We start from the raw sequence: 21,161 nt of genomic DNA, 5'->3' as shown, positions 1-21,161 counted from the left end.
ATTCTCCTCAATGGATAATCAAACGGGATGCCAGGGGCGCCAGCGCCCTGCAGGGCTGGCGGCCATGCCGTACGACGTCGGCGCACAGCTCCGATGTGTCCAGGGTGCTGCGCAAGGCCCAGTGGGTCAGCAGACGTCCCAGCAGCTCGCTTTCGTCTTCCGGATTCAGGCTGCCACTGGCGCGCGCCTGGCCCAGGACGGCGAACACCAGGGTCGGCGTCGCCTGGTACATCTGCCCCGGCGCCAGGTTCCAGCTGCGAAACAGCCGCGCCAGCATCGCCGGCTGGCGCGTGTGCACGGCCATGGCTTCGACCAGCGAGCCGCCGCGCAAGGCGGGCGGCCGGTGCTGCACCAGCAAGCCCACCAGCGCGGCCATGCTGGCCTGCAACTGTTCCAGCAACCGCTGCCGGGCTGGCGGCAGGCCGGCCAGCGGGTAGTACGACAGCCACAGCTGTTCCAGCCGGTCCCACTGCGGATGCGGATACAGGGCCCGTCCCATGGCGCAGCTCAGGCGCACCCGCAGCCATGGCACCGGATGGGGATCGTCGATATTGAGACGGAAGACAAACACGCGCGGCAGGCTGACCACGCCGATCAAGCCCAGGGTGGCGGCCACGCCGACCCGCGCCAGCGACCAGAAATCGGCCACGATCTCGGAGATCCACCGTTCCCACAACTGCCACACGTGCACCAGGCCGCTGCCGCCATGCTGCATCGCTTGCAGCACGGGCCGCAAGGACGCCACCAGGTCCAGCAGGGCCGCGCCCTGGTGGCCCACCTCGTGCACCAGCGACGAGGCGATACTGCTGCCGATCATGCGTTCGCGCGGCAGGCGGATGATGGCCACGGGATTGTCGCCGCCGCCCGGCAGGCGCGTGCGCGCGCGGCGGATGGCCGCGCCGGGGCCCCGGTCCAGGTAGCAGATCACGGGCGGCGCCTGGTAGACATTGCCGGGCAGCGCCAGCGCGTCGGCGGCGACGATGTCCAGTCCGGCCAGCCACACGCCGGTATTGTGTTCGCTGCGCTGCGTGATGACCTCGTTGAACAGGTCGAACTGGGTCAGCGCGGCATTGAATTTCAGGCGCAGGAAGGTGAAGCGGCGCTGCGCCTCGGCGGCGGTGGCCATGCCGGCGCCATCGGACTGCTCGCGCCGCAGCCACCACTGGAACTGGGCCACCATGCGCCGCAACTCGCGCCGGCCCTGCACCAACTGGCTTTCGATGGCCGACTGGGCGCTGGGCATCAGGGCGGCCGCCAGCACCGTCGGCTCGATCAGCGCGAACGGTTCCAGCCGCGCCAGCCGCGTCAGCAGCGAGCGCGCCTCCTGCGCCAGCATCCAGGCAGCGTAAGCGCCGATGGCCATGATGTCAGACGCCGTACAGGACGATTTTGTGGCCCTGGCGCGCCCAGCGCCCGCTGGATGGACGCATGCCCGATGCCGGACGCGCGCCGGCCGGCGCCATGGCGCCCGCGCCACTGCCATTCTGCGTGGCGACCTGACTGGCCGCGCGGCCCAGCAGGCCAGGCGCGAACTGGCGCGCCGCCGCGCTGGCCGCTGCCTGGGCGATGGCGCGCGGGTCGCCATTGCCGCGCGCTTGCGCGGCGCGGTTGACCGTGTCGGCGGCCAGACGCACGAATTGCTTGGCGCCCTCGAATTCGCGGTCTTCGTTCGACGACGCTTCCCCTTCCAGCCCCAGTGCGCTGCCGGCTGCCGACGCCAGGCCGCTGCCGATCTTGGCCCCCAGCGGCCCCCCGAAATAACCGCCGATGGCGCCGCCGGCCAGGGGAATGGCCTTTTTCGCCACGCCCTTGAGCACGCCGCCGATGGCTTGCCCCACGGGCGACTTGATGATGCCGCCCGCCACCGAAGCGGCCTTGCGCAGGAAGTTGCCGAGAAACTGTTCCAGTTCGGCTTCATTGCTGACCGACAACAATTCATTGGCCAGCTCCATCTCCTCGGCCTCGGAAAACATGGCGTTCGCGCCGCCCTCGCCGCTCCACTCGCCCTGGCCAAACTCGAACTGTTCCGCTTCAAAGCCGGACATCTCCTGCCCGTATTCCAGGGTCGTACGATCTATGTCATGCATGATGAGCTCCTCAAAGTTAACACCTCGGTTGACACCTCAGTTCGGATTACCTTGCCGGACAGCCAGGCCATCCGGCTAACAATCGAGCACGACGATGTGCCCGCCCTCGCGGCGCCAGCGGCCAGCGTCCCGTCCTGGCGTGTGCGCCGCCTGCCTGAGCAAGCCTGGCGCCACGCTGCGGGCCACTTGCAGCAAGGCGGTTTCCACCCGCGCCCTGGGCGCGCGCGCAGCCATGGCGCCGTCCTGCGCCAGCGCCGTATTGACGGCATCGATCAGATGCACGACCTGGCGCGCCAGTTCAAATTCCTTGTCTTCCGGACTCAATCCTTCCAGTTCCATGCCGAAGATGCCCGCGGCGCGGCGCTTGAGCGCCTGCGGCGAACCACCATGCAGGGGCAGCAACGGCGCCACCACCTTGCCCAGCAACTGACGCAGCGGCCCTTCCAGCGGCGTGCCGCGCACTTGCTGGCCCGCCGCCGTGGCGCCCAGCTGGCGCGCCAGGAAAGCATCGAATTGGGCCGGCCCCTGCAGTTCCAGCAAGCGCGCCGCCAGTGCCAACGCATCTTCCTGCTGCAGGGGCGGCGTGACCGGCGCGTCAGGCAATTCCATTTCGGGACGATAGGCAAGCAGACGGCTGGTCATGACAGGCTCCGGTAGACAGGCGGGCGGGTGCCCATGCCTCCCTGATGCAAGGGCTATGCCAGCCACAGACAGAGGAGAAAACGGGGGAGGCGGCGAACGGCGTTTCGCCGATAGCGTAAAAACCATGGTTTCCGGCGAAGCGGATTTCGTTATCGGGATGAGCTTTCAAGCAAGCTTAATTGGCAGGAATGATTACGTCGCCTATCCGCCACAACGCCTGCGATTCGCAAAAATTATTTTCCATTTTCAAAAAACAAAGTTCGCGCTACCACGCCGAAAACACCGCCAACACCCTGCCAACGCGCAGCAAAAATAAACGTGACCAACACGTAAATAGTTAATTGAAAACAGGATTTTGGTCGGCAGGCCCTACAATTAACGGGCTAGAATTCTATTGCTTGAGAGAAACTAAATGACTGACCCTACTTTGCGCCGTTTGCTGGCCACCACCTTACTCAGCCTGCTTGCCGCCTGCGGCGGCGGCGGCGACAGCAAGACCGGCGCGGCCCAGAACCCGAACCTGTCGGCCGTGCCGCCGGCGACCACCGCCCCCGGCACCACGCCCGGCGACACCATTACGCCGCCGCCCCTGACCACGCCACCGGCCAATCAGACGGCCACCTTCACGCGCCAGGAGGCGTCGCGTTTCCTGGGCCGCGCCACGTTCGGGCCGAACATGGCGGCCATCGATGCGCTTGCCGCCAGCGACAGCGACGCCTGGTTCCGCGCACAGTTTTCCAAGCCGCAAACGTTGCATCGCAAATATATCGACGCCATGCTGGCGGCGCAGGCCGCCGGCGGGCAAAAAGTGGGGTTTACGGGGGTATATGAAACGTTCTGGCAGCAGGGCATCCGCGGCGACGATCAATTGCGCCAGCGCATGGCCTTTGCCCTGTCCGAAATCTTCGTTATTTCCATGCAGAACGAGTCCGTGCGACCGCAGGTGCGTGGCGTGGCCAGTTACTACGACATGTTGGGCCAGCATGCTTTTGGCAACTTCCGCGACTTGCTGGAAGGCGTGGCCCTGCATCCGATGATGGGACTGTACCTGTCCCACCTGCGCAACCAGAAGGAAACGGCAACGCGCACGCCCGATGAAAACTTCGCCCGCGAAGTGATGCAGCTGTTCACCATCGGCCTGTACCAGCTAAATCCGGATGGCAGCCTGAAACTGTCCGGTGGCAAGCCCATCGACACCTACACGCGCGACGACGTGGCGGGCCTGGCCCGCGTCTTTACGGGCTGGAGTTGGGCCGGTCCGGACCAGAGCGCCGCGCGCTTCTATGGCGGCACGGCCGATCCCGACCGCGACTGGAAGCCGATGCAGAACTACGCGGCCTTTCACTCCAGCGGCGACAAGCGTTTCCTGGGCCAGAGCATCTCCGGCGCCAGCAGCGGGCAGGCCGACCTGACACTGGCGCTCGATACCCTGTTCAACCATCCCAATACGGGGCCGTTCTTTGCCCGCCAGCTGATCCAGCGCCTGGTCAGCAGCAATCCCAGTGCCGCCTACGTGGGCCGCGTTGCCGCCGCGTTTGCCAACAATGGCAGCGGCGTGCGCGGCGACATGCAAGCCGTCATCCGCGCCGTGCTGCTCGACCCGGAGGCGCTGGCCCCAAGCGGCACCACTTTGCGTACAGGCAAGCTGCGCGAGCCACTGCTGCGCCTGGCCGGCTGGATGCGCGCCTTCGATGCAAAAGCGGCCAGCGGCCGCTACAGCCTGTATTACCTCGACGCCCCCTTGAGCGGCCTGGGCCAGAGTCCCTTGAATCCGCCGTCCGTGTTCAGTTTTTTCCGCCCCGCCTATACGCCGCCCAATTCGGCCCTGGCCGGCGCGGGCCTGGTGGCGCCGGAACTGCAAATCACGGCGGAACCGTCGGTGACCGGCTACCTGAACTTCATGCAGGAAGCCATCAATAGCGGTGTGGGCGAAAACCGTGAAGTCAAGCCCGATTACACGCGTGAACTGGCGCTGGCCAACGACGCGGGCGCCCTGCTCGACCGCATCGACCTGCTCCTGCTGCATGGCAGCATGCCCGCCAGGCTGCGCGGGCAAATCCTGGCCGCCGTCAATGGCGTCAGCATCCCCTCGGCCACGGCCACCAATGCCGCGCAAGTCGCCACGGCCCAGGCCAACCGCGTCAAGCTGGCCATTTTCCTGAGCATGGCCTCGCCGGCCTACCTGGTGCAAAAATAGGATGAATCACATGCAAAACTTTTCCCGCCGCCGCTTCCTCGGTTCCATGCTGAGCCTGGCAGGCAGCACGGCCGCCCCCTTCGCCCTGAACCTGGCCGCCATGGGCAATGCCGCCGCGCAAACGGCTGGCGACTACAAGGCCATGGTGTGCCTGTTCATGGCAGGCGGCAACGACGCCTTCAACACGGTGCTGGCCACCGATCCCACGTCATGGAATGAATACACGCGCCTGCGCAACACGGGCGGCGCCGATTCCATCCACCTGCCCGGCGTGGGCGAGACGGGCGGCGTCCTGCCAGTCGTGCCCGCCACCGCGCAAACGGGGCGCGCCTTCGCCCTGCACCCCCAGTTGGCGCCCCTGAAAGACCTGTTCGACAATGGCCGCGCCGCCATCGTCGCCAATGTGGGCACCCTGATCCAGCCCGCCACCCTGGCACAGTACAAGGCCGGCAGCGTGGCCTTGCCGCCCAAGCTGTTCTCGCACAACGACCAGCAATCGACGTGGCAATCGGGTTCGCCGGAAGGCGCCAGCGTGGGCTGGGGCGGCCGGGTGGCCGACGTGGCCGGCGCGCTCAATACGCATGCCATGTTCACGGCCATCTCGGCGGCCGGCAACACCGTCTTCCTCAGCGGGCGCCAGGTGCGCCAGTTCCAGGTGGGACAGGCCGGCGCCGTACCCATCCGCGGCTTGAGCGGCAGCCTGTATGGCAGCACGGGCGGCGCGGGCGCGCTGCAAGCCATCATCAACGAGGCGGGCAGCGACCTGATCGAGCAGGAACACGTGGCCGTCGTGCAGCGCGCCATTTCCAGCCAAAGCATCCTCAGCGGCGCCATGCTGCCGGCCGGCGCGGGCGGCGTGCCCAATCCCCCGCCCTACATCAATCCGAACACGGGCGCATCCGGCGTCAATCCCCTGGCCGTGCAATTGCAGACGGTGGCGCGCATCATCGGCGGGCGCGGCGCCCTGGGTGCGAAACGGCAAGTGTTTTATGTGACCTTGGGCAGTTTCGACACGCATGACCGGCAAAAAGTGCTGCATGCCGACCTGATGGCGCGCCTGGCGCACGCGCTGGCGTATTTCGACGCCACCCTGGCCACCCTGCAAGGCGCGGACATGCGGCGCCAGGTGACGACGTTTACGGCGTCGGACTTCGGCCGCACCTTCAGCAGCAACGGCGACGGCACGGATCACGGCTGGGGTGCCCACCACTTTGTCGTGGGCGGCGCCGTGAAGGGCCGCGACATCTACGGCGCCTTTCCCGTCACGGGCCTGGGCCATGCGCTGGACGTGGGGTCCGGCGCCCTGCTGCCGACCACCTCCGTCGACCAGTACGGCGCCACCCTGGCCAAGTGGTTCGGCGTGGCCGACAGCCAGCTGGCCGAGGTGTTCCCGAATATCGGCAACTTCAGCCGGCGCGACCTGGGTTTCATGACGACAACTTAACCGTTCACGGCGATGACCAGGGTGGCGACATAGCCATCCGTGGCATTGCCCGTCACCGTGGCCATTTGCAGGCTGGTGCCGTCGGCAAAGACATTGTCGGTGGCGTAGCTGATCTGCGCCAGGTTGCGCACGCTGGCCGTGTAGCCGCTGGCCGTGTAGGCTTCGTTTAACGTTGCCATCGGGAAGGTGAACTGCGACGTCTTGAGGCGGTTCGCCGCGCTGGCCGCCTTGGCCAGGCTGGGATAGACCTCGAAGTGCACATGCGGCATGCGTCCCGCGTAGCAGCCGGGAAAGATGGTCGTGAAGACAAGGTTGCCGGCGCTATCCGTTTCCTGCACGCCGCGCAAATAATTCTGCGCCGTCACGCCGCTCGAATACAGCGAATACAGGCCCTCGCGGTCGCAATGCCACAGATAGACGGCGTAGCCGGCCAGGCTGGCGCAGCCGCCGCTGGCGTTGAGCAACTGTAACTTGATCGTCAGCGGCACGCCTGCCGCCACGCCAGTGGCGCCATTGAAACTGGCGCGGATATCGCCGCGCACGACGCCCGACTGGTTCAGCACATTGATGATGCTGCCGCCGTTCGTGTTCGTGCCGTCGGCCGGATACGGCCCGCCCGTTTCCTCGGGAACCACCGTGCAGGCGCCCGTGCCGGGCGTCGCGGCCGTCTCCGTGCCGGCGGTACCGGTGCTGGCGCCGCCGCTTGCCGTGCCGGCGGCATCCGACCCGCCGCCGCAGCTCATCAAAGGCAAGGTGGCGGCGCCGGCCAGCAGCCAGCGCATGACTTGCCGCCGTTCAAACCCGTGTCGCCGCATCATGTCGAGGTCGGATGCCAGGCCGTGATCATGTAATTCCATACATACTCCATCAAGTGGGGCAAGCCCGCCAAGGCGGGGCTCAGGCTGGCTGCCTGTGTCGCGTGGCGCGAAAGCGCATTCCTGGCAGCCAGGGCGAGCTTGCGTTCCATGGTTCAGGCCGTTGTATTGACCAGGTTGCCGCTGGCGGACAGGCTGCCGCCCGCGCTCGCCGCGCCCAGGCTGCCCGCCAGCGCCTGCAAGAAGCTGCTCAGTTTGCTACTGCCGCTGCCGCCTTCATCGCCGCCCAGCGCGTCGAGCAGGCTGGCAAAGCTGGACTGCAAGTCCGTCACGCTGCTGTCCGCGCTGTCGCCGGCGTCGCCGCCGGACGACGCGAGTTGTTGCAGCAGGCTTTGCAAGTCCGATTCGATATTGCCGGGGCCGCCGGCGCTGCCGTCGCTTTGCGCATGCAGGCTGCCCATCAGCTGGTGTAAAAAGGCGCCCAGCGCCTGGCCCACGTCGCCGCTGGCGCCACTTTCCGATGTGGCCGTATCACTGCCGCTATCGCTGGCATCGACCGTCACGCCGATCGATGACAAGGCGCTGGAAATGGCGTCGAGAAACGCGCCATCGTCGGGCTTTGGCGGCCGCGCGCCGTCCACGCCGCTGGTGTTGCTGACATTGCTGGAACTGCCGCCGCCCAGACGGCTGAACGCGTTCAGCTGGCTGGCGGCGCTGCTCGAACTCAAGGCACTGATGCTCATGTTCCATCTCCTGTGCTGCGATGATGGGCTGCTTGGGGGCGGCCGTCGTCCCGCCGCTGCGCCTGCTTGCGCTGTTCCGGCGTCAGCACGGCCAGCAATTGCTGCTCCAGCCGCGCCTGCTGCAAGCTGATCGTCGCCATGGCTTGCGCCGCCGTGCTGGCCAGCGCGCTGGCCTTCGCATCGTCGTAGGCGCTGGACCCGGCCAGCGCGCGCAACTGCGCATGGGCCTTGAAGGCGATCTTTTCCTGTTCCCGCAGCAAGGGCGCCTGGGCGTAGGTGGCGGCGAAAATCTTGTCTTGCTGCGCTTCACTCAGCTCGATGCCGCGCAGGAATGGCGGCAAGCCTGGCGCGCCAGGTCCGCCGGGTCCGTGAAGCAGGCCGGGCGGCGGCCCTTCCATGGCGCGCGCTGGCGGGCCGTCCGGTGCGGATGCTTGCTGGGCCAGCGCCAGCAGCGGCATGCCGCAGGCGGACAGCAGCAACAGGGAGACGGCGATACTCAGGTATTTCATCGGGCTTTCCTTTCGTGGCGATCAGCCCTGATTGTCGGCGTCTGGCGTGTAAAGCAACGTTAGGGCCGCGTAAAAGCGTGTAAAGGAAGGTGCGCAAATGTAAGCGGACGCATGTAAAAGCGGGTAAAAGCGTCCAGAACGGCCCCCGTTGACTGCTATCATCGGGCGATATTCACCCGAAAAAAGTGCAGGCATGAGCAAGGTTTTGTTAATCGATGACGACGTGGAACTGGTCGGCATGTTCCAGGAATACCTGACGCAGGAAGGTTTTGACGCCCGCGCCGTGCATGACGGCGAAAGCGGCGCGGCCGAAGCGCTGACGGGCCTGTATGCCATCGCCATCCTCGACGTCATGATGCCGCGCATGAATGGCCTGGAAACCCTGCGCCGCATCCGCGCCGGCAGCAACCTGCCCATTTTGATGCTGACGGCGCGCGGCGACGATACGGACCGTATCGTGGGGCTGGAGCTGGGCGCCGACGATTACGTGACGAAGCCGTGCACGCCGCGCGAGCTGACGGCGCGCATCCGCGCCATCCTGCGCCGTTCGCAAGCCGTGCCGCAGGATACGTCGGGCCTGGCGCCGCTGACCGTGGGCCAGTTGACGATGTGGCCCGAGCAGCGCCGCGCCGCCTGGGCCGGCATGCAGCTGGAACTGACGAGCACCGAATTCAACCTGCTGGAAGTGCTGGTGCGCCATGCGGGCAAGCCCGTGAGCAAGAATCAGTTGTCGGAACTGGGCCTCGGACGGCCCATGGCCCGCTTCGACCGCAATATCGACGTGCACTTGAGCAGCCTGCGCCGCAAGCTCGGCAGCCTGACCGATGGCCGCTCCTGCCTGCAGACCGTGTACCGTCTCGGCTATCAGCTGATCAAGGAGTAAGCGTGGGCCGTCTGTTCTGGAAGTTTTTTCTGTGCATCATGCTGGCGCAAGTGACGGCCACCATCGGCATCGGCGGCACCTTCTGGCTGAAAAACCGCGCGGCGCAGCAGGAGCGGGCCCTCGACATCGACACCAGCCCGCCCGCGCAAATGATCATCGAGGCCGCCAGCGCCACCCTGGAAGCGGGCGGCAGCGGGGCCTTGCGGCAATTCCTGGGCAAGCTCGAACGCATGCGCGTGTTTGCCGTCGATGCCAAAGGACAAGAACTGATGGGCCGCACGGTGCATCCCGCCATGCTGGCCAAGGCGCGCGCCATGCTGGAGCAAAGCCAGGCCCATCCCGTGGTGCGTGACGTGGCCGGCAGCGGCGGCCAGCGCTACCTGCTGTTCCTGCCCTCGTCCGAACGCTTCCGCAATGCCGAAGCGGGCGCCGCGCGCGACACGCTCAATGCCGTCACCCTGAGCGGCCCGCGCGCCATGGGACCCGCTCCACGGACCCACGACGCGGGCGCCCCGCCGCCACGCGGCGAATTCGGCCACGGCATGCCGCCCGGTCCGCGCATGGACAGCCCCTACCGCACCTTCATCCCCCTGGCCGCCGCCATCGCCGCCAGCCTGCTGTTCGCCTTCTTGCTGGCCTGGTATTTTGCGCGCCCCATCCGCGACCTGCGGCAAGCGTTCGAGGCCGCCTCGCACGGCAACCTGGCGCCGCGCTTTCACGCCAGCGGCAAGCGCGGCGATGAATTGACGGACCTGGGACGCGATTTCGACCGCATGACGGGCCGTTTGCGCAGCCTCATGGATAGCCAGACGCGTTTGCTGCATGACGTCTCGCACGAGCTGCGCTCGCCGCTGGCGCGCCTGCAGGCCGCCATCGGCCTGGCGCACCAGCAGCCGGAAAAGATGGCCGCCTCGATGCAGCGCATCGAACGCGAAAGCGTACGCATGGATAAACTGATCGGTGAACTGCTGACCCTGTCGCGGCTGGAAGCGGGCGCCGTGCAAGCGGGCGCCGTGCAAGCGAGCGCCGGGCACGCGCATAGCGAAGACGTCGGCATCGCCGACCTCGTGCACGACATCGTGGACGACGCCCGCTATGAGGCTAGGACGCGCCTGCTGGGCATCGACGTGGCGGGCGACGCGGCCACGGCCGACGCCATCGTCACGGGCCAGCCGGAACTGCTGGCGCGCGCCGTGGAAAACGTGGTGCGCAATGCCGTCAAGCACAGCCCCGATGGCGGCACGGTGGACGTGGAGCTGTCGCGCCAGCATGACTGGTTGCGCATCGCCGTGCTGGACCGGGGCCCCGGCGTGGCCAGCGCCGACCTGACCAGCATCTTTCAACCGTTCTTCCGCGCCAGCAATACCCAGCACAGCACGGACGGTCATGGCCTGGGCCTGGCCATCTCCCAGCACGTCATCAACGCCCATGGCGGCCGCATCGCGGCCAGCTTGCGCAGCGGCGGCGGCCTGTGCGTGGAAATGCTGTTGCCCGTCAAAACGCCAGGCTGACCTGTCGGCGAGCCTGGCGCTTCTTATGCCCGGAGATGCCGTCAGGCCTGCGTATCGATGATGCTGCCCAGGGTCGACGCGCTTGACTTGGCCGGGCTCGTCGCCGTATCGGCGCCGCTGGCCGGCTGAGAATCTTGCTGCGCCGCCTTCTGTGCGGCGGCCGCCTGTAACTGGGCAATTTGCGCCTGCAAGGCCTGAATTTGCTGCGCCAGCTGCTGCTGCAGCTTTTGCGACGCTTCCGTCTGCTCACCCTTCTGCGATTCCGTCAACTGCTTTTGCGCCGCCGTGATCTGCTTTTGCAGCGCCGCGATCTGCGCACTGCTGCCCGAACTGGCGCTACTGGCCGCGCCGACTGTGCCGACTGCGCCGCCTGAACCGATTGCCGCTACCATGATGCCTCCTCAGTGTTTCGATACCAAGGTTAACGGCAGGCAGGGGCGCGGGTGTAGTGCGGCGGGTGTAAAGGCAGGTAAAGACGGCCGCCGGCACCCACCCTTGCTCCTCGGCACAAAAAGCTGGCACACTGGCATGTCCCGAGACACACCTTGATCGGATCGCCATGCCCTTGTTGCCCGCCCTGCCCGACCTCGTGCTCCGCCAGCGCTGCGGCGTGATCGAATTTCCCGTCCACCACATGCGTGGCGGCACGTCGACGGGCCTGGTTCTGCATGCGGCCTGCGTGCCACCGGACCTGGCACTGCGCGAGGAATTGCTGCGCCACCTGATGGGCACGCCCCAGTCCGGCCCGTTGCCAGGCAACCGGCAGATCACGGGCCTGGGACGCGGCGCGCCCACCAGCAACAAAGTCTTCCTCGCCGAGGTGGAACGGCATGCGGGCCGGCCGCGCCTGGTCAGCACCCTGGCGCAGCTGGCGGGCGAGCATGCGCATATCGACTGGAGCGTGAACTGCGGCAATATGTCGTCGGCCTTGCAACTGTGGGGCCTGGACAGCGGCGTGATCGAGGCCCTGGCGATCGGCGCGCACGATATCGATATCCGCAACACCAACACGGGCGTCATCACCACCTCGCGCATGGCGCGCGAACTCGATGGCAGCTTTACGGCGAGCAGCATTCCCGGCGTGGCCGGCAGCTTCCCCCGCGTCGACCTGTTCCTGCAGCGGCCCGCAGGCGCCAAGACAGGCAAATTACTACCAACAGGAAATGTACAAGACCAGGTGCATGGCTATGACGTCTCGTGCGTGGACGTGGCCGTGCCCATGGTCATCGCGCTGGCGAGCCAGTTCGGCAAGACGGCGCAGGAACCGGTACGCGAACTGGAGGCGGACACGGCTTTCATGCAGGCCATCCGCCAGGTGTGGAGCGCGGCGGGACTGTTGATGGGCTTGCGGCGGCGCGATGGCGCATCGATGACACTGGAAGAACTGGAACGCAGCGAAACCATCCCCAAGTTCTGCATCGTGGGCGCGGCGGCGCGCGAGGGACATATTGCGGTACGCTACTTTACGCCGCAGGCGGGCCACGCCTCGCTGGCCGTCTCGGGCGGCTGCTGCCTGGCGGCGGCGTGCTTGATACAAGGAACGGTGGCGCATGGCCTGGCGCATGGCTTGCCGCCCGTCGGGCCGGCAGACAGGGATATCGAGGTCGGCATCGAAAACCCGGCCGGCATCCTGGACACCACCATCGTGGCGCGTCAAGATCCGGCCGGACACATCGCCATCCACGGCGCGGCGTACCGGCGCAGCGCGCAAATCCTGCTGCGCGGCCATGTGCCGCTCTACCAGGCTTCCGCCGCGCTGAAAGCCTGGCTGCTGAAACAGATTTAAAACAAGGCCAGGGGCGGCACCCCGCCCCGGCAATCCATCAGGTCTTCGGCAATGTCACGCCGACCTGGCCCTGGTACTTGCCGCCGCGGTCCTTGTACGAGGTTTCGCACACTTCATCGGATTCGAAGAACAGCACTTGCGCCACGCCTTCGTTGGCGTAGATTTTCGCCGGCAACGGTGTCGTGTTCGAAAACTCCAGCGTCACATAGCCTTCCCACTCCGGTTCGAACGGGGTGACGTTGACGATGATGCCGCAGCGCGCATACGTGCTCTTGCCCAGGCAAATCGTCAATACATTGCGGGGAATGCGGAAATACTCGACGGTACGGGCCAGCGCGAACGAATTCGGCGGAATGATGCAATAGCCCTTGCCCGACACGTCGACGAAGTTATTGGCGTCAAAATCCTTCGGATCGACGATGGTGGTGTTGATGTTGGTAAACAACTTGAACTCGTCGGCGCAACGGATGTCATAGCCATAGCTGGACGTGCCGTAGGAAACGATGCGGTTGCCGTCGCGTTCCTTGACCTGGCCCGGTTCGAACGGCTCGATCATGCCCGTTGTTTCCGCCATGCGGCGTATCCATTTATCGCTTTTAATCGTCATCGCAGGGGTATCTTTCTAGAATATCGGAATGGCTGGAGCCGCACGCCTGCTGCAGGCGCGGCCCGGATGGCAGGATTTTACGCGAAAATCCGCCCCAGTTGGCCCCCTTCCCCTGAAAATCCTTGGCGTCAGGCTATTGTTTCGCCAGCAAGGCAGTGATCATCTCGCGCACCACTTGCGCCGTCAGTTCCGGGTTTTCCATGGGAAACAGATGGCCGCCCGGCACCTGGCGGAAAAACTTGCCGACCAGCTTGCGTGTGGCCTTCAACCCCGCCTGGCGGCACTCCACCGATTCCGTGCCGCCAATAAACCCGATGGGCACGGGAAAGCCATCCTTGACGAGGCCCCCGATGTGGTGCGGCAAGCTGCGATAGACCTGCGTTTCCACTTCGCGCGTAAAACGCAGCTGCACCCCGTCCGGATGCGGCATCAGGCCGCTGTCTATGTAATCGCGCAATACTTGCGGCGCCCAGATGGCGAACATGTCCTTGGCCGCGAAGTGTTCATAGGCGGCTTGCGCACTTGGCCACAGCTTGCGCCGCCGGGCGGAAAAACGCGACGGGGAAAACCGCTCGCCCAGCGCCGTGTTGCGCGCCAGGCGCACCAGCAAGGCGCGCCAGCCCGCCACCACGGGCGAATCGAGCAAGACCACGCAGCGCACCAGGTCGGGCCGCTGCTTGGCCACCATCACGCTGAGCATGCCGCCGAGCGAATGGCCGACGAGGATCACGGGCGCACTGTAGCGGCGCTCCAGGTCATCGATGTACTCGCGCACCAGCTCGGGCCAGCCCGTGCTGACGGGGTACGCGGGGTCGTGCGCATGCATGTCGAGCGCCTGCACGGTGTAATGCTGGCCCAGCAAGCCGAACAGCTTGCGGTAGGTGCCGGCAGGATAACTGTTGGCGTGGGCAAAGTGCAGTTGCGGGAGGGTCATCGTGGGACGGGGCCGGTGAATGCGATGGACAATTGTAATGGCATGCCGGCAAGACGGATCAGAGGAAGGCCTCTAATTGCGGGCGCGCCGGCGCCATGCCGGGCACGAACGCCGCCAGCACTTCGCCCAGCTCGGCGTTGGAATCCACCACGCAAAAAGCATCGTCGAACGCATAATCGCGATTCATGTGGTTGCGCACGATGATGCATTCCAGTCCGGCCGCATTGGCGGCGCGCAAGCCGCGCGGCGAATCTTCCACGGCCACGCAGTCGGCGGCGGCCAGGCCCAGGCGCTGCAAGCCCAGCTGATAGCCGTCGGGCGCCGGCTTGCTCTCGCCATACATTTCACGCGTCAGCACGAAGTCGAAGTGGCGCAACAAACCCGTGGCCGCATGGCTGATCCGGAAATGCTGCTCGTAGGCGCTCGTCACCACGCCCATCGCCACATGCGGGCGCAGCGCGGCCAGCACGGGCTCGATGCCGGGCATGGCCAGCCGACGCGCCTGGCGCAGGCGTTCGCTGAACAGCCGGGTGCGTTCGACCCGCAGGCGCTCGACCAGTTCGATGGCGTGGCCCTGTCCCAGCAGCACATGCCAGGCGCCGTAGTTATTGTCCAGGAACCAGTCAAAGAATTGCTTGGGCGTCAGGTCTATGCCGTAGGGCAAGAGCAAGTCGCGGTTGCTTTCATAAAACAGCTGTTCGGTGTCGACCAGCACGCCATCGTTGTCCCACAGCACGCCCTGGATGGTTTTCATGGCTTGTTGTCGTTAGAAAACTTACTTGAAGAAGATGTCGTAGGACAACTTGACGATCAGCAGCACCAGCAGCACGAGGAACAGGATGCGCACGAAGGCGGCGCCGCGGCGCACGGCGATCCAGGTACCCGTCAGGGCGCCCAGGATATTGCACACGGCCATCGGTGCGGCTACCGCATACACCACGTGGCCGGCGGGAATGAAGAAGGCCAGCGCGGCCACGTTGGTGGCGATATTCACCAGTTTCGAGCAGGCCGATGCAAGGATGAAATCGAAGCCGAAGACGCGGATGAACAGGAAAATCAGGAAACTGCCCGTGCCCGGCCCGAACAGGCCGTCATAAAAGCCGATGGCGCCGCCGATGACGATGGCAAGGATGCGTTCGCGTCCACCGATGGGGCGCGCCTCGCGCGTCGTGCCGAAATCCTTCTTGATGAAGGTGTAGATGGCCATGATGATGATCAATACCAGCACCATCGGGCGCACTACCTGCTGCGGTACATACGATACGGCGGCCGCGCCGATGAAGGACATGACGAAGGCGCTGGCCACGGCCGGCAGCACCAGCAGCCAGGGGATATGCACCTTGCCGACAAACGAGCGGGCGGCAAACGTGGTGCCGCAGGCGGACGCCAGCTTATTCGTGCCCAGCAAGGAAGTCGACGCCATGTTCGGCATCAGGTTGAACAGGGCCGGCAGCTGTATCAGCCCGCCCCCGCCCACGGCGGCATCGATCAGGCCGGCAAAGAAGGCAAATAAACACAGCAGCGAGATGGTCAGCATGATAGGCAATGAGGAATGGGCGACAGCGGCAGTATAGGCGCCGTGGATTTTTCCGGATGCAACTTCAAATTGCGGAAAACGCAATCAGGCGTAACGCTTGACGGAATGCGCCCCGTGCGGTCTACTGGCCTCTTTTGCCGGGAGCCGCGCAATGTCGATGAAACTGATGTGGGAGATCCGCGCCTTTTGCACCGTGGTCGAGAAGCGCAGCTTCATCCACGCGGCGCGCATGCTGGGCAGGTCGCCATCGGCCGTCACGCGCGCCATCCAGTTCCTCGAAGACGCCATCGGCGCCGAGCTGATCCTGCGTACGCAAAAGCAGTTCACCCTGACGACGGCCGGCGAAACGTATTACGCGTCGGCCAAGCACTTGCTGGAAACGCAGGCCGAAGCGGAAGACCAATTGGCGGAATTGAGCAACTCGCCGCAAGGCTGGGTGCGCCTCTCGGCGCCGGAAATCCTGTCGCTGGGCTTCCTGCCGAAGGTGGTGGCCCAGTTTTCGCGCGACTACCCGAACGTGTCGGTGGACATCCATTTCTCGGATAAATCCATCGACCCCATCCAGGAAAAGCTGGATTTCGCCATCCGTGGCGCCTTTCCCCAGTCCAGCGAGCTGATCGGCTACCCCCTGTGGAATTACCGCCGCTACATGTACGCCTCGCCCGACTATATCGATCGCATGGGCGCGCCCGACGAGCCGGAGGAGCTGGCCGGCCACGACATCATCATGCACTCGGCGCCCCGCATCCTGCGCGACTGGCATTTTGTCTCCGCCACGCGCAACGTGCGCTACCAGGTGCAGCCGCGCTTCCGCTTCACCTCCGGCATCGCCACCTTCCAGGCGGCCCTGGAAGGCGCCGGCATCGTGCGCCTGGCCAGCTGGCTGGCGGAACCGGCCGTGGCCAACGGCACCCTGCGCAGGGTCTGCACGGCGTACCGGCTGACGTCATCGAAGGAGCTGGACCCCAGCATCCACGCCGTGTATAGCACGTCGAGGATGGCTAAGGGGGCGCGGCTGTTCTTGGAATATGTAAAGAAAAGGGGGATGGAGATACCGGATGAAAGAGAAAGTTAGGGTCTATTGCGCCACGATGGCATCGCTGTACACGGCGAACTGCGCGCCGTCGAAGACAAAGACGGCCACCTCGCGCATGGCAGCGTACAGCAGCGCCAGCAAGGCCGGCCCCACAGGCGCCTGCGCGGTCGCGGTCGCCGCGCTGAACGTCAATGCACCACTGCACAACTCGCCGTCTTATTGGCCCTGGCAGCATCCGCCACCTGTAAGGCACTCCGCCTGACATCTCCCCACAAACACAATATTAGAAAAATGCCCACCAGCGGAAAAATAAAGTGCAGGACTTCATACTTTTTTGCGAAACAGGACAGTCTTCGCCAGCGCAACGCTTCTTTCGCCATAGCCCCACCGCGCCGTAGCCACACGATCAAAATAATAAGGAGGCTGCCTAACCATTGCCTGAGATTCGGCAGAAAACTCTGTGTCAGCACTTCCGAAAGGACGAGCGACAATAACATCCCGGTAGTCATTGACACTGCATGCGAGATGCCATGTATGACAGGCACTAGTACTTTCTGCCTTAAAAAATGCCCCCATTCTGCAGTCAACAACATCGTGCATGACACCAGGAACAGGACAAGACTGAACAGCGGCGAGGGAATAGCCATGTAATGCGCAATAAATTCCCCTTGTAACGACTTGGCCATGTCGCTGACAAGCTGATCGCTCGTGAATTGCAATCCAAACAAGAGCAAGCCAGTAAACAAGCCACTCGCAATGCCAATACCCGTATGCTGTATCGCCTGCGCCAACGCTGGTGAAATCATCTCCACATGACATAACCATTGATTCGACTGAATCGAACGCAAGCGCCGGTAAAGGTCGTCGACTTTCGTCAGCAAACGCTCGAAGCGATTGCATTCATCGCACATGATCGGCCTCCTGTCCCGTATCCGATGAGGTGTATTACTTTATCGGCCATGCCAGTACCGCGGCCGGCTGGTCCGGTACCGCGTCACCTCGATATTGTCCCCAAACGCCAGTACCACCGCCCCCTCCTCATCCGTGCGCAGGCGCGCAATGCCCATCTCGCCATAGCGCGCATATACCTGCGCCTTCGGATGTTTATAGCGGTTCCTGTGTCCCACCTGGAAAATCGCCAGGGCCGGATGCACGGCCGCCAGGAACGCCGGCGTCGATGACGTGCCGCTGCCGTGGTGCGGCGACAGCAAGACGTCGGCCGCCAGTTCGCCGTCGCCAGAGCGCGCCAGCAATTGCGCTTCCTGCGCCGCTTCGATGTCGCCGGCCAGCAAGATGGCATGCTTGCCAGCCGTGATCTTCACGGTGCAGCTGCGGGCGTTCGGTTTCAGGGCAATGTCCGTATGGCTGGCGGGCAGCGGGTGCAGCATGGCGAAGTGCACGCCTTCCCACGTCCAGCGCTGGCCCGCCATGCAGTGCAGATAGGGCCGGTGCGACTCGCGCCGGGCCTCGACGGCCGGGTGGCCATCGAACAGCGACGAGGCCAGCCAGCCCACGTCCACATTTTCCAGCAGGGATACGGCGCCGCCCGCGTGATCGAGGTCGCTGTGGGAAATGATCACGCCGTCGAGTTTGGCGATGCCGCGCGCGCGCAAATAGGGCACGATGACCCGGCTGGCGCCATCGGCATCGAGGCTGTAGGCGGGACCCGTGTCGTACAGCAGGCGGTGACCGTGGGTTTCCACCAGCACGGCCATGCCTTGTCCCACGTCAAAGGCCGTGACCCACATCTGGCCCGGCGGCGGGCTCGATGGCAAGGCCGTCAGCAGCGGCAGCCAGCCCAGCATGCCGGCCCAGCGGTGCGGCCAGCCGCGCGGCGCCAGCAGCCAGGCCGTGCCGAACAATGCCCAGCAAAAACTCCACATGGGCGGCGCGGGCGCCGTCCAGACGGCAAAGCGGCGCGCACCCAACCAGTCCAGCACCTGCGCCAGCATCTGCACGATGGCGTGCGCCAGCAACAGCAATCCGTCGGACAGCGGCGCCGGCAGCAGGCTGCCCGCCAGCGACAGGGGCGTGACGACCAGGCTGATGACGGGGATGGCCAGCGCATTGGCGACGGGAGACACCAGCGACACTTGCGAGAACAGCAACATCGTCAACGGTACCAGCCCCACCGTCACCACATACTGCGTGTGGGCGCCCAGCGCCACGGCCGCGCGCAGGCGGCGCCAGCGTCCCGCCTGCCGCGGCATGGGTGCCGTGGTGCGGCCCGCCGTCGCGTACAGCATGGTGGCGACGGCGCCGAACGATAGCCAGAAGCCGGGCCACAGCACGGCCCACGGGTCGAGCAGCACCACCACGCCCAGCACCAGGCACAGGATATGCACGATGCTGGTGATGCGTCCCAGCCACAAGGCCAGCGCCACCACCAGCAACATATACAAGGTGCGCTGCGCGGGCACGCCGAAGCCGGCCAGCAGCACATACACAAATGCCGCCAGCGCGCCGGCCAGCGCCGCCACTTTTTGCGCAGGCAACCGCAAGGGCAGTTGCCAATCGGTAAAAAACGAGCGCCGCCACAGCGCGCCCGCGGCCAGCGCGAACAGGCCCGCGATCATGGTGATGTGCAGGCCAGAAATGGAAATCAAGTGGCTCACGCCCGTGCGATTGAACACTTGCCAGTCCGACTGGGGAATGGCGCGCTGGTCGCCCACCACCAGCGCCACGATCACGCCCGCATACTGTTTTCCGTCCAGACTGCGCAGGATGCGCGCGCGCAGCGCCGCGCGGCTCGCCTCCACCACATTGCCGAAGCCGGGCACGAAGGCGGCCAGGCGGACGTTCGGTGTATCGGCGCGCGGCTGCGGCCGCACATAGCCCGTGGCACGCACGCCCTGCTCCAGCAGCCACGCCTCGTAATCAAACCCCATGGGATTCGCATTACCGTGCGGACGCTGCAGCCGCACCGTGAGGCGCCAGCGCTCGCCCGGCTGCACGTCGCCCACCTCGTTCGTCACCTCATCGCGAAAACCCGCGTACCAGGACAGCGCGATCAAGGGCGGCACCTTCGCCCCAACCGCCTTCTCCACGGCAAAATTGAAACGTACGCCCTGCTCGAAACGGTACGGCAGGCTGGCGATGGTGCCCGTGACAACAATATCCTGCCCTTCATCGGCCAGCGCCAGCTGCGGCGCCATGGCGGCCTGGGCCAGCCAGGCGGCCCAATAAAAACCCAATCCCACACCAGCGGCAAGCGCAACAACGCAGCACCAGCGCGCGTGGCGGCGCAGCGCCAGACTAACCGTGAACCCTGAGCCAGCGATCAACCACAGCAGCACGCCAGCATGCGGCGGCACGCTGGCCTGCGTCTGCAACCAGGCGGCGCCAGCGGCAAAGCCGAGTATCAGGGTGCGCATGAGAAAGCCAAATCCGCTCGCTGCGAAAGGGACTCAGTTACTGTGATCGTTTTCGACTCGTTGCCACCTGATCTGGCGCAATGGTGCGCGGATAAGAACGCGCATGCGCGCCATCCGGCGCCACCGCAGGCGAAACTTTCCGCATGCTAAGATGGCCATCCGGCGCCCTGGCGCCACGACTTTGCGGACCTTGCATGACGACACTGACAGCGGCCGAAACCTATTTGCAGGATTTTCATCAACGGCAAGTCGGCGTGACGAGCGCCGCGTTTGCCCATCTGCAGGCCAGTTCCCCTACCGGCAGCTGGGCCTCTTCCTATGAAGTGCTGACCAGTCTGATACCAACCCTGGACACGCCATTGAGCGTGCTCGACCTGGCCTGCGGCGACGGTCATCTGCTGGGTTTGCTGGCGGCCAGGCGGCAACCTGACCTGCAATTGCTCGGCGTCGACATGAGCGAGGCGGAACTGGCCGCCGCGCGCGCCGCCCTGCCCACCTCCGTGCGGCTGCTGCCGGGACGCGGCCAGGCGCTGGACCTGCCATCGGCCAGCGTCGATTATCTCGTCTCGCACATGGCGCTGATGCTGATGGACGACATCGAACAAGTCGTGCGCGAAATGCGCCGCGTGCTGCGTCCCGGAGGCCAGTTCGGGGCCATCGTCGGCCGCACTTTCCTGCTGGGCGAAGTGAACGACGTTTTCCTGCGCGTGTTCAAACCGATCGCCAGCGACGCGCTGCCGCCGCTGCGCTTCGGCGACCGTCGCGCGGGATCGGAAGCGGGCTGGCGCGAGCTGCTCGACGCCGGTTTCGCAGACGTCACGTTTGAGGACATCGACGTGCCCTGGACGCCCACGCCGGGCGAACTATGGGCCGCCCTGCTGGACACCTACGATATCGACCGCCTGGACGATGAGGCCAGGCGGCGCCTGCAAACCGCCTTCCTCAATGCGATAAACGGCTTGCTGCGCGAAGACGGCAAGGTCGCCACCGGCTGGGGCCTGCGCCTGGTGCGCGCACGGGCCGCCTGAACCTGCCAGTGCCATGGCTGCCGCCACC

At 65.4% G+C, this 21,161-nt stretch carries 22 protein-coding genes; 8 read left to right on the top strand and 14 right to left on the bottom strand.

The window, feature by feature from the left end; all coding sequences use genetic code 11:
• Positions 1–7: 7 nt before the first annotated feature.
• The 3 genes from GCN78_RS12570 to GCN78_RS12560 form a co-directional block, all read right to left on the bottom strand.
• Entirely contained in the window at positions 8–1,363 is a 1,356-nt protein-coding gene (locus tag GCN78_RS12570; RefSeq protein ID WP_152252016.1) for a hypothetical protein, read from the bottom strand.
• Positions 1,364–1,367: 4 nt separating this feature from the next.
• Entirely contained in the window at positions 1,368–2,087 is a 720-nt protein-coding gene (locus GCN78_RS12565; RefSeq protein WP_152252015.1) for a hypothetical protein, read from the bottom strand.
• Positions 2,088–2,162: 75 nt separating this feature from the next.
• A complete protein-coding gene (locus GCN78_RS12560) occupies positions 2,163–2,729 on the bottom strand; it encodes a hypothetical protein (protein ID WP_152252014.1) in 567 nt (188 codons plus the stop codon).
• Between the two features lie 55 nt (positions 2,730–2,784).
• Here GCN78_RS12560 and GCN78_RS12555 point away from each other — a divergent pair, with 55 nt between their 5' ends.
• The 3 genes from GCN78_RS12555 (at position 2,785) to GCN78_RS12545 (ending at position 6,370) form a co-directional block, all read left to right on the top strand.
• Entirely contained in the window at positions 2,785–3,045 is a 261-nt protein-coding gene (locus GCN78_RS12555) for a hypothetical protein (RefSeq protein ID WP_152252013.1), read from the top strand.
• A gap of 96 nt (positions 3,046–3,141) precedes the next feature.
• Positions 3,142–4,926, top strand: a complete 1,785-nt coding sequence (locus GCN78_RS12550; protein WP_152252012.1) for a DUF1800 domain-containing protein — start codon at positions 3,142–3,144, stop codon at positions 4,924–4,926.
• 1 nt (position 4,927) lies between these two features.
• Entirely contained in the window at positions 4,928–6,370 is a 1,443-nt protein-coding gene (locus tag GCN78_RS12545) for a DUF1501 domain-containing protein (protein WP_152252011.1), read from the top strand.
• Here the strand turns inward: GCN78_RS12545 and GCN78_RS12540 are convergent.
• The 3 genes from GCN78_RS12540 to GCN78_RS12530 form a co-directional block, all read right to left on the bottom strand.
• Positions 6,367–7,227, bottom strand: a complete 861-nt coding sequence (locus GCN78_RS12540; RefSeq protein WP_152252010.1) for a dioxygenase family protein — start codon at positions 7,225–7,227, stop codon at positions 6,367–6,369. The two genes, GCN78_RS12545 and GCN78_RS12540, sit on opposite strands and share 4 nt — an antisense overlap.
• A gap of 113 nt (positions 7,228–7,340) precedes the next feature.
• The gene (locus tag GCN78_RS12535; RefSeq protein WP_152252009.1) at positions 7,341–7,928 is read right to left on the bottom strand and encodes a peroxisomal biogenesis factor 19; all 588 of its coding nucleotides are present in this window, start codon (positions 7,926–7,928) and stop codon (positions 7,341–7,343) included.
• Positions 7,925–8,437 (bottom strand): Spy/CpxP family protein refolding chaperone, encoded by a 513-nt coding sequence (locus GCN78_RS12530; RefSeq protein WP_152252008.1) that lies wholly within the window; start codon positions 8,435–8,437, stop codon positions 7,925–7,927. The genes GCN78_RS12535 and GCN78_RS12530 overlap by 4 nt, the downstream gene beginning before the upstream one ends.
• 193 nt (positions 8,438–8,630) lie before the next feature.
• Between GCN78_RS12530 and GCN78_RS12525 the strand changes: the two genes are divergently transcribed.
• Together GCN78_RS12525 and GCN78_RS12520 are read left to right on the top strand one after the other, a co-directional pair.
• Positions 8,631–9,320 (top strand): response regulator transcription factor, encoded by a 690-nt coding sequence (locus GCN78_RS12525; protein ID WP_152252007.1) that lies wholly within the window; start codon positions 8,631–8,633, stop codon positions 9,318–9,320.
• Between the two features lie 2 nt (positions 9,321–9,322).
• Positions 9,323–10,831, top strand: coding sequence for an ATP-binding protein (locus GCN78_RS12520; protein WP_152252006.1), 1,509 nt, complete (start codon positions 9,323–9,325; stop codon positions 10,829–10,831).
• Positions 10,832–10,872: 41 nt separating this feature from the next.
• Here GCN78_RS12520 and GCN78_RS12515 read toward each other — a convergent pair whose 3' ends face one another.
• Positions 10,873–11,223, bottom strand: a complete 351-nt coding sequence (locus GCN78_RS12515) for a FlxA-like family protein (protein ID WP_152252005.1) — start codon at positions 11,221–11,223, stop codon at positions 10,873–10,875.
• 167 nt (positions 11,224–11,390) lie between these two features.
• Here GCN78_RS12515 and GCN78_RS12510 point away from each other — a divergent pair, with 167 nt between their 5' ends.
• Positions 11,391–12,617, top strand: coding sequence for a PrpF domain-containing protein (locus GCN78_RS12510; protein ID WP_152252004.1), 1,227 nt, complete (start codon positions 11,391–11,393; stop codon positions 12,615–12,617).
• A 37-nt stretch (positions 12,618–12,654) separates the two neighbouring features.
• Here the strand turns inward: GCN78_RS12510 and dcd are convergent, their stop codons facing one another.
• The 4 genes from dcd to GCN78_RS12490 all read right to left on the bottom strand — a co-directional run bounded on the left by dcd (position 12,655) and on the right by GCN78_RS12490 (position 15,695).
• Positions 12,655–13,224 carry a dCTP deaminase gene (gene dcd / locus GCN78_RS12505; protein ID WP_034755486.1) on the bottom strand — a complete coding sequence of 190 codons (570 nt, stop codon included), beginning with the start codon at positions 13,222–13,224 and terminating at the stop codon, positions 12,655–12,657.
• Between the two features lie 133 nt (positions 13,225–13,357).
• A complete protein-coding gene (locus tag GCN78_RS12500) occupies positions 13,358–14,158 on the bottom strand; it encodes an alpha/beta fold hydrolase (protein WP_152252003.1) in 801 nt (266 codons plus the stop codon).
• A gap of 58 nt (positions 14,159–14,216) precedes the next feature.
• Entirely contained in the window at positions 14,217–14,912 is a 696-nt protein-coding gene (locus GCN78_RS12495) for an HAD family hydrolase (protein ID WP_152252002.1), read from the bottom strand.
• Between the two features lie 21 nt (positions 14,913–14,933).
• Complete coding sequence (locus GCN78_RS12490; protein ID WP_152252001.1) at positions 14,934–15,695, bottom strand: sulfite exporter TauE/SafE family protein; 762 nt, start codon at positions 15,693–15,695, stop codon at positions 14,934–14,936.
• A gap of 151 nt (positions 15,696–15,846) precedes the next feature.
• Between GCN78_RS12490 and GCN78_RS12485 the strand changes: the two genes are divergently transcribed.
• The gene (locus GCN78_RS12485) at positions 15,847–16,770 is read left to right on the top strand and encodes a LysR family transcriptional regulator (RefSeq protein WP_152252000.1); all 924 of its coding nucleotides are present in this window, start codon (positions 15,847–15,849) and stop codon (positions 16,768–16,770) included.
• Between the two features lie 3 nt (positions 16,771–16,773).
• Here the strand turns inward: GCN78_RS12485 and GCN78_RS29305 are convergent, their stop codons facing one another.
• The 3 genes from GCN78_RS29305 to GCN78_RS12475 are packed head-to-tail and all read right to left on the bottom strand — an operon-like array spanning position 16,774 to position 20,105.
• On the bottom strand, positions 16,774–16,923 hold the full coding sequence (locus GCN78_RS29305) for a hypothetical protein (RefSeq protein ID WP_193316713.1): 150 nt from the start codon (positions 16,921–16,923) through the stop codon (positions 16,774–16,776).
• Positions 16,920–17,642: a hypothetical protein gene (locus tag GCN78_RS12480; protein ID WP_152251999.1), complete on the bottom strand. Its 723-nt coding sequence runs from the start codon at positions 17,640–17,642 to the stop codon at positions 16,920–16,922. The genes GCN78_RS29305 and GCN78_RS12480 overlap by 4 nt, the downstream gene beginning before the upstream one ends.
• A 39-nt stretch (positions 17,643–17,681) precedes the next feature.
• A complete protein-coding gene (locus GCN78_RS12475; protein ID WP_152251998.1) occupies positions 17,682–20,105 on the bottom strand; it encodes a DNA internalization-related competence protein ComEC/Rec2 in 2,424 nt (807 codons plus the stop codon).
• Positions 20,106–20,299: 194 nt separating this feature from the next.
• Between GCN78_RS12475 and GCN78_RS12470 the strand changes: the two genes are divergently transcribed.
• Positions 20,300–21,133, top strand: a complete 834-nt coding sequence (locus tag GCN78_RS12470; protein ID WP_152251997.1) for a class I SAM-dependent methyltransferase — start codon at positions 20,300–20,302, stop codon at positions 21,131–21,133.
• The last annotated feature ends 28 nt before the right edge of the window (positions 21,134–21,161 follow it).

Origin of the sequence: Janthinobacterium rivuli, assembly GCF_009208735.1 — a bacterium.
In the GTDB taxonomy this organism is placed as follows: Bacteria; Pseudomonadota; Gammaproteobacteria; order Burkholderiales; family Burkholderiaceae_D; genus Janthinobacterium.
Note: the sequence above shows the minus strand (reverse complement) of the source record. Positions and strands in the feature narration are given on the sequence as shown.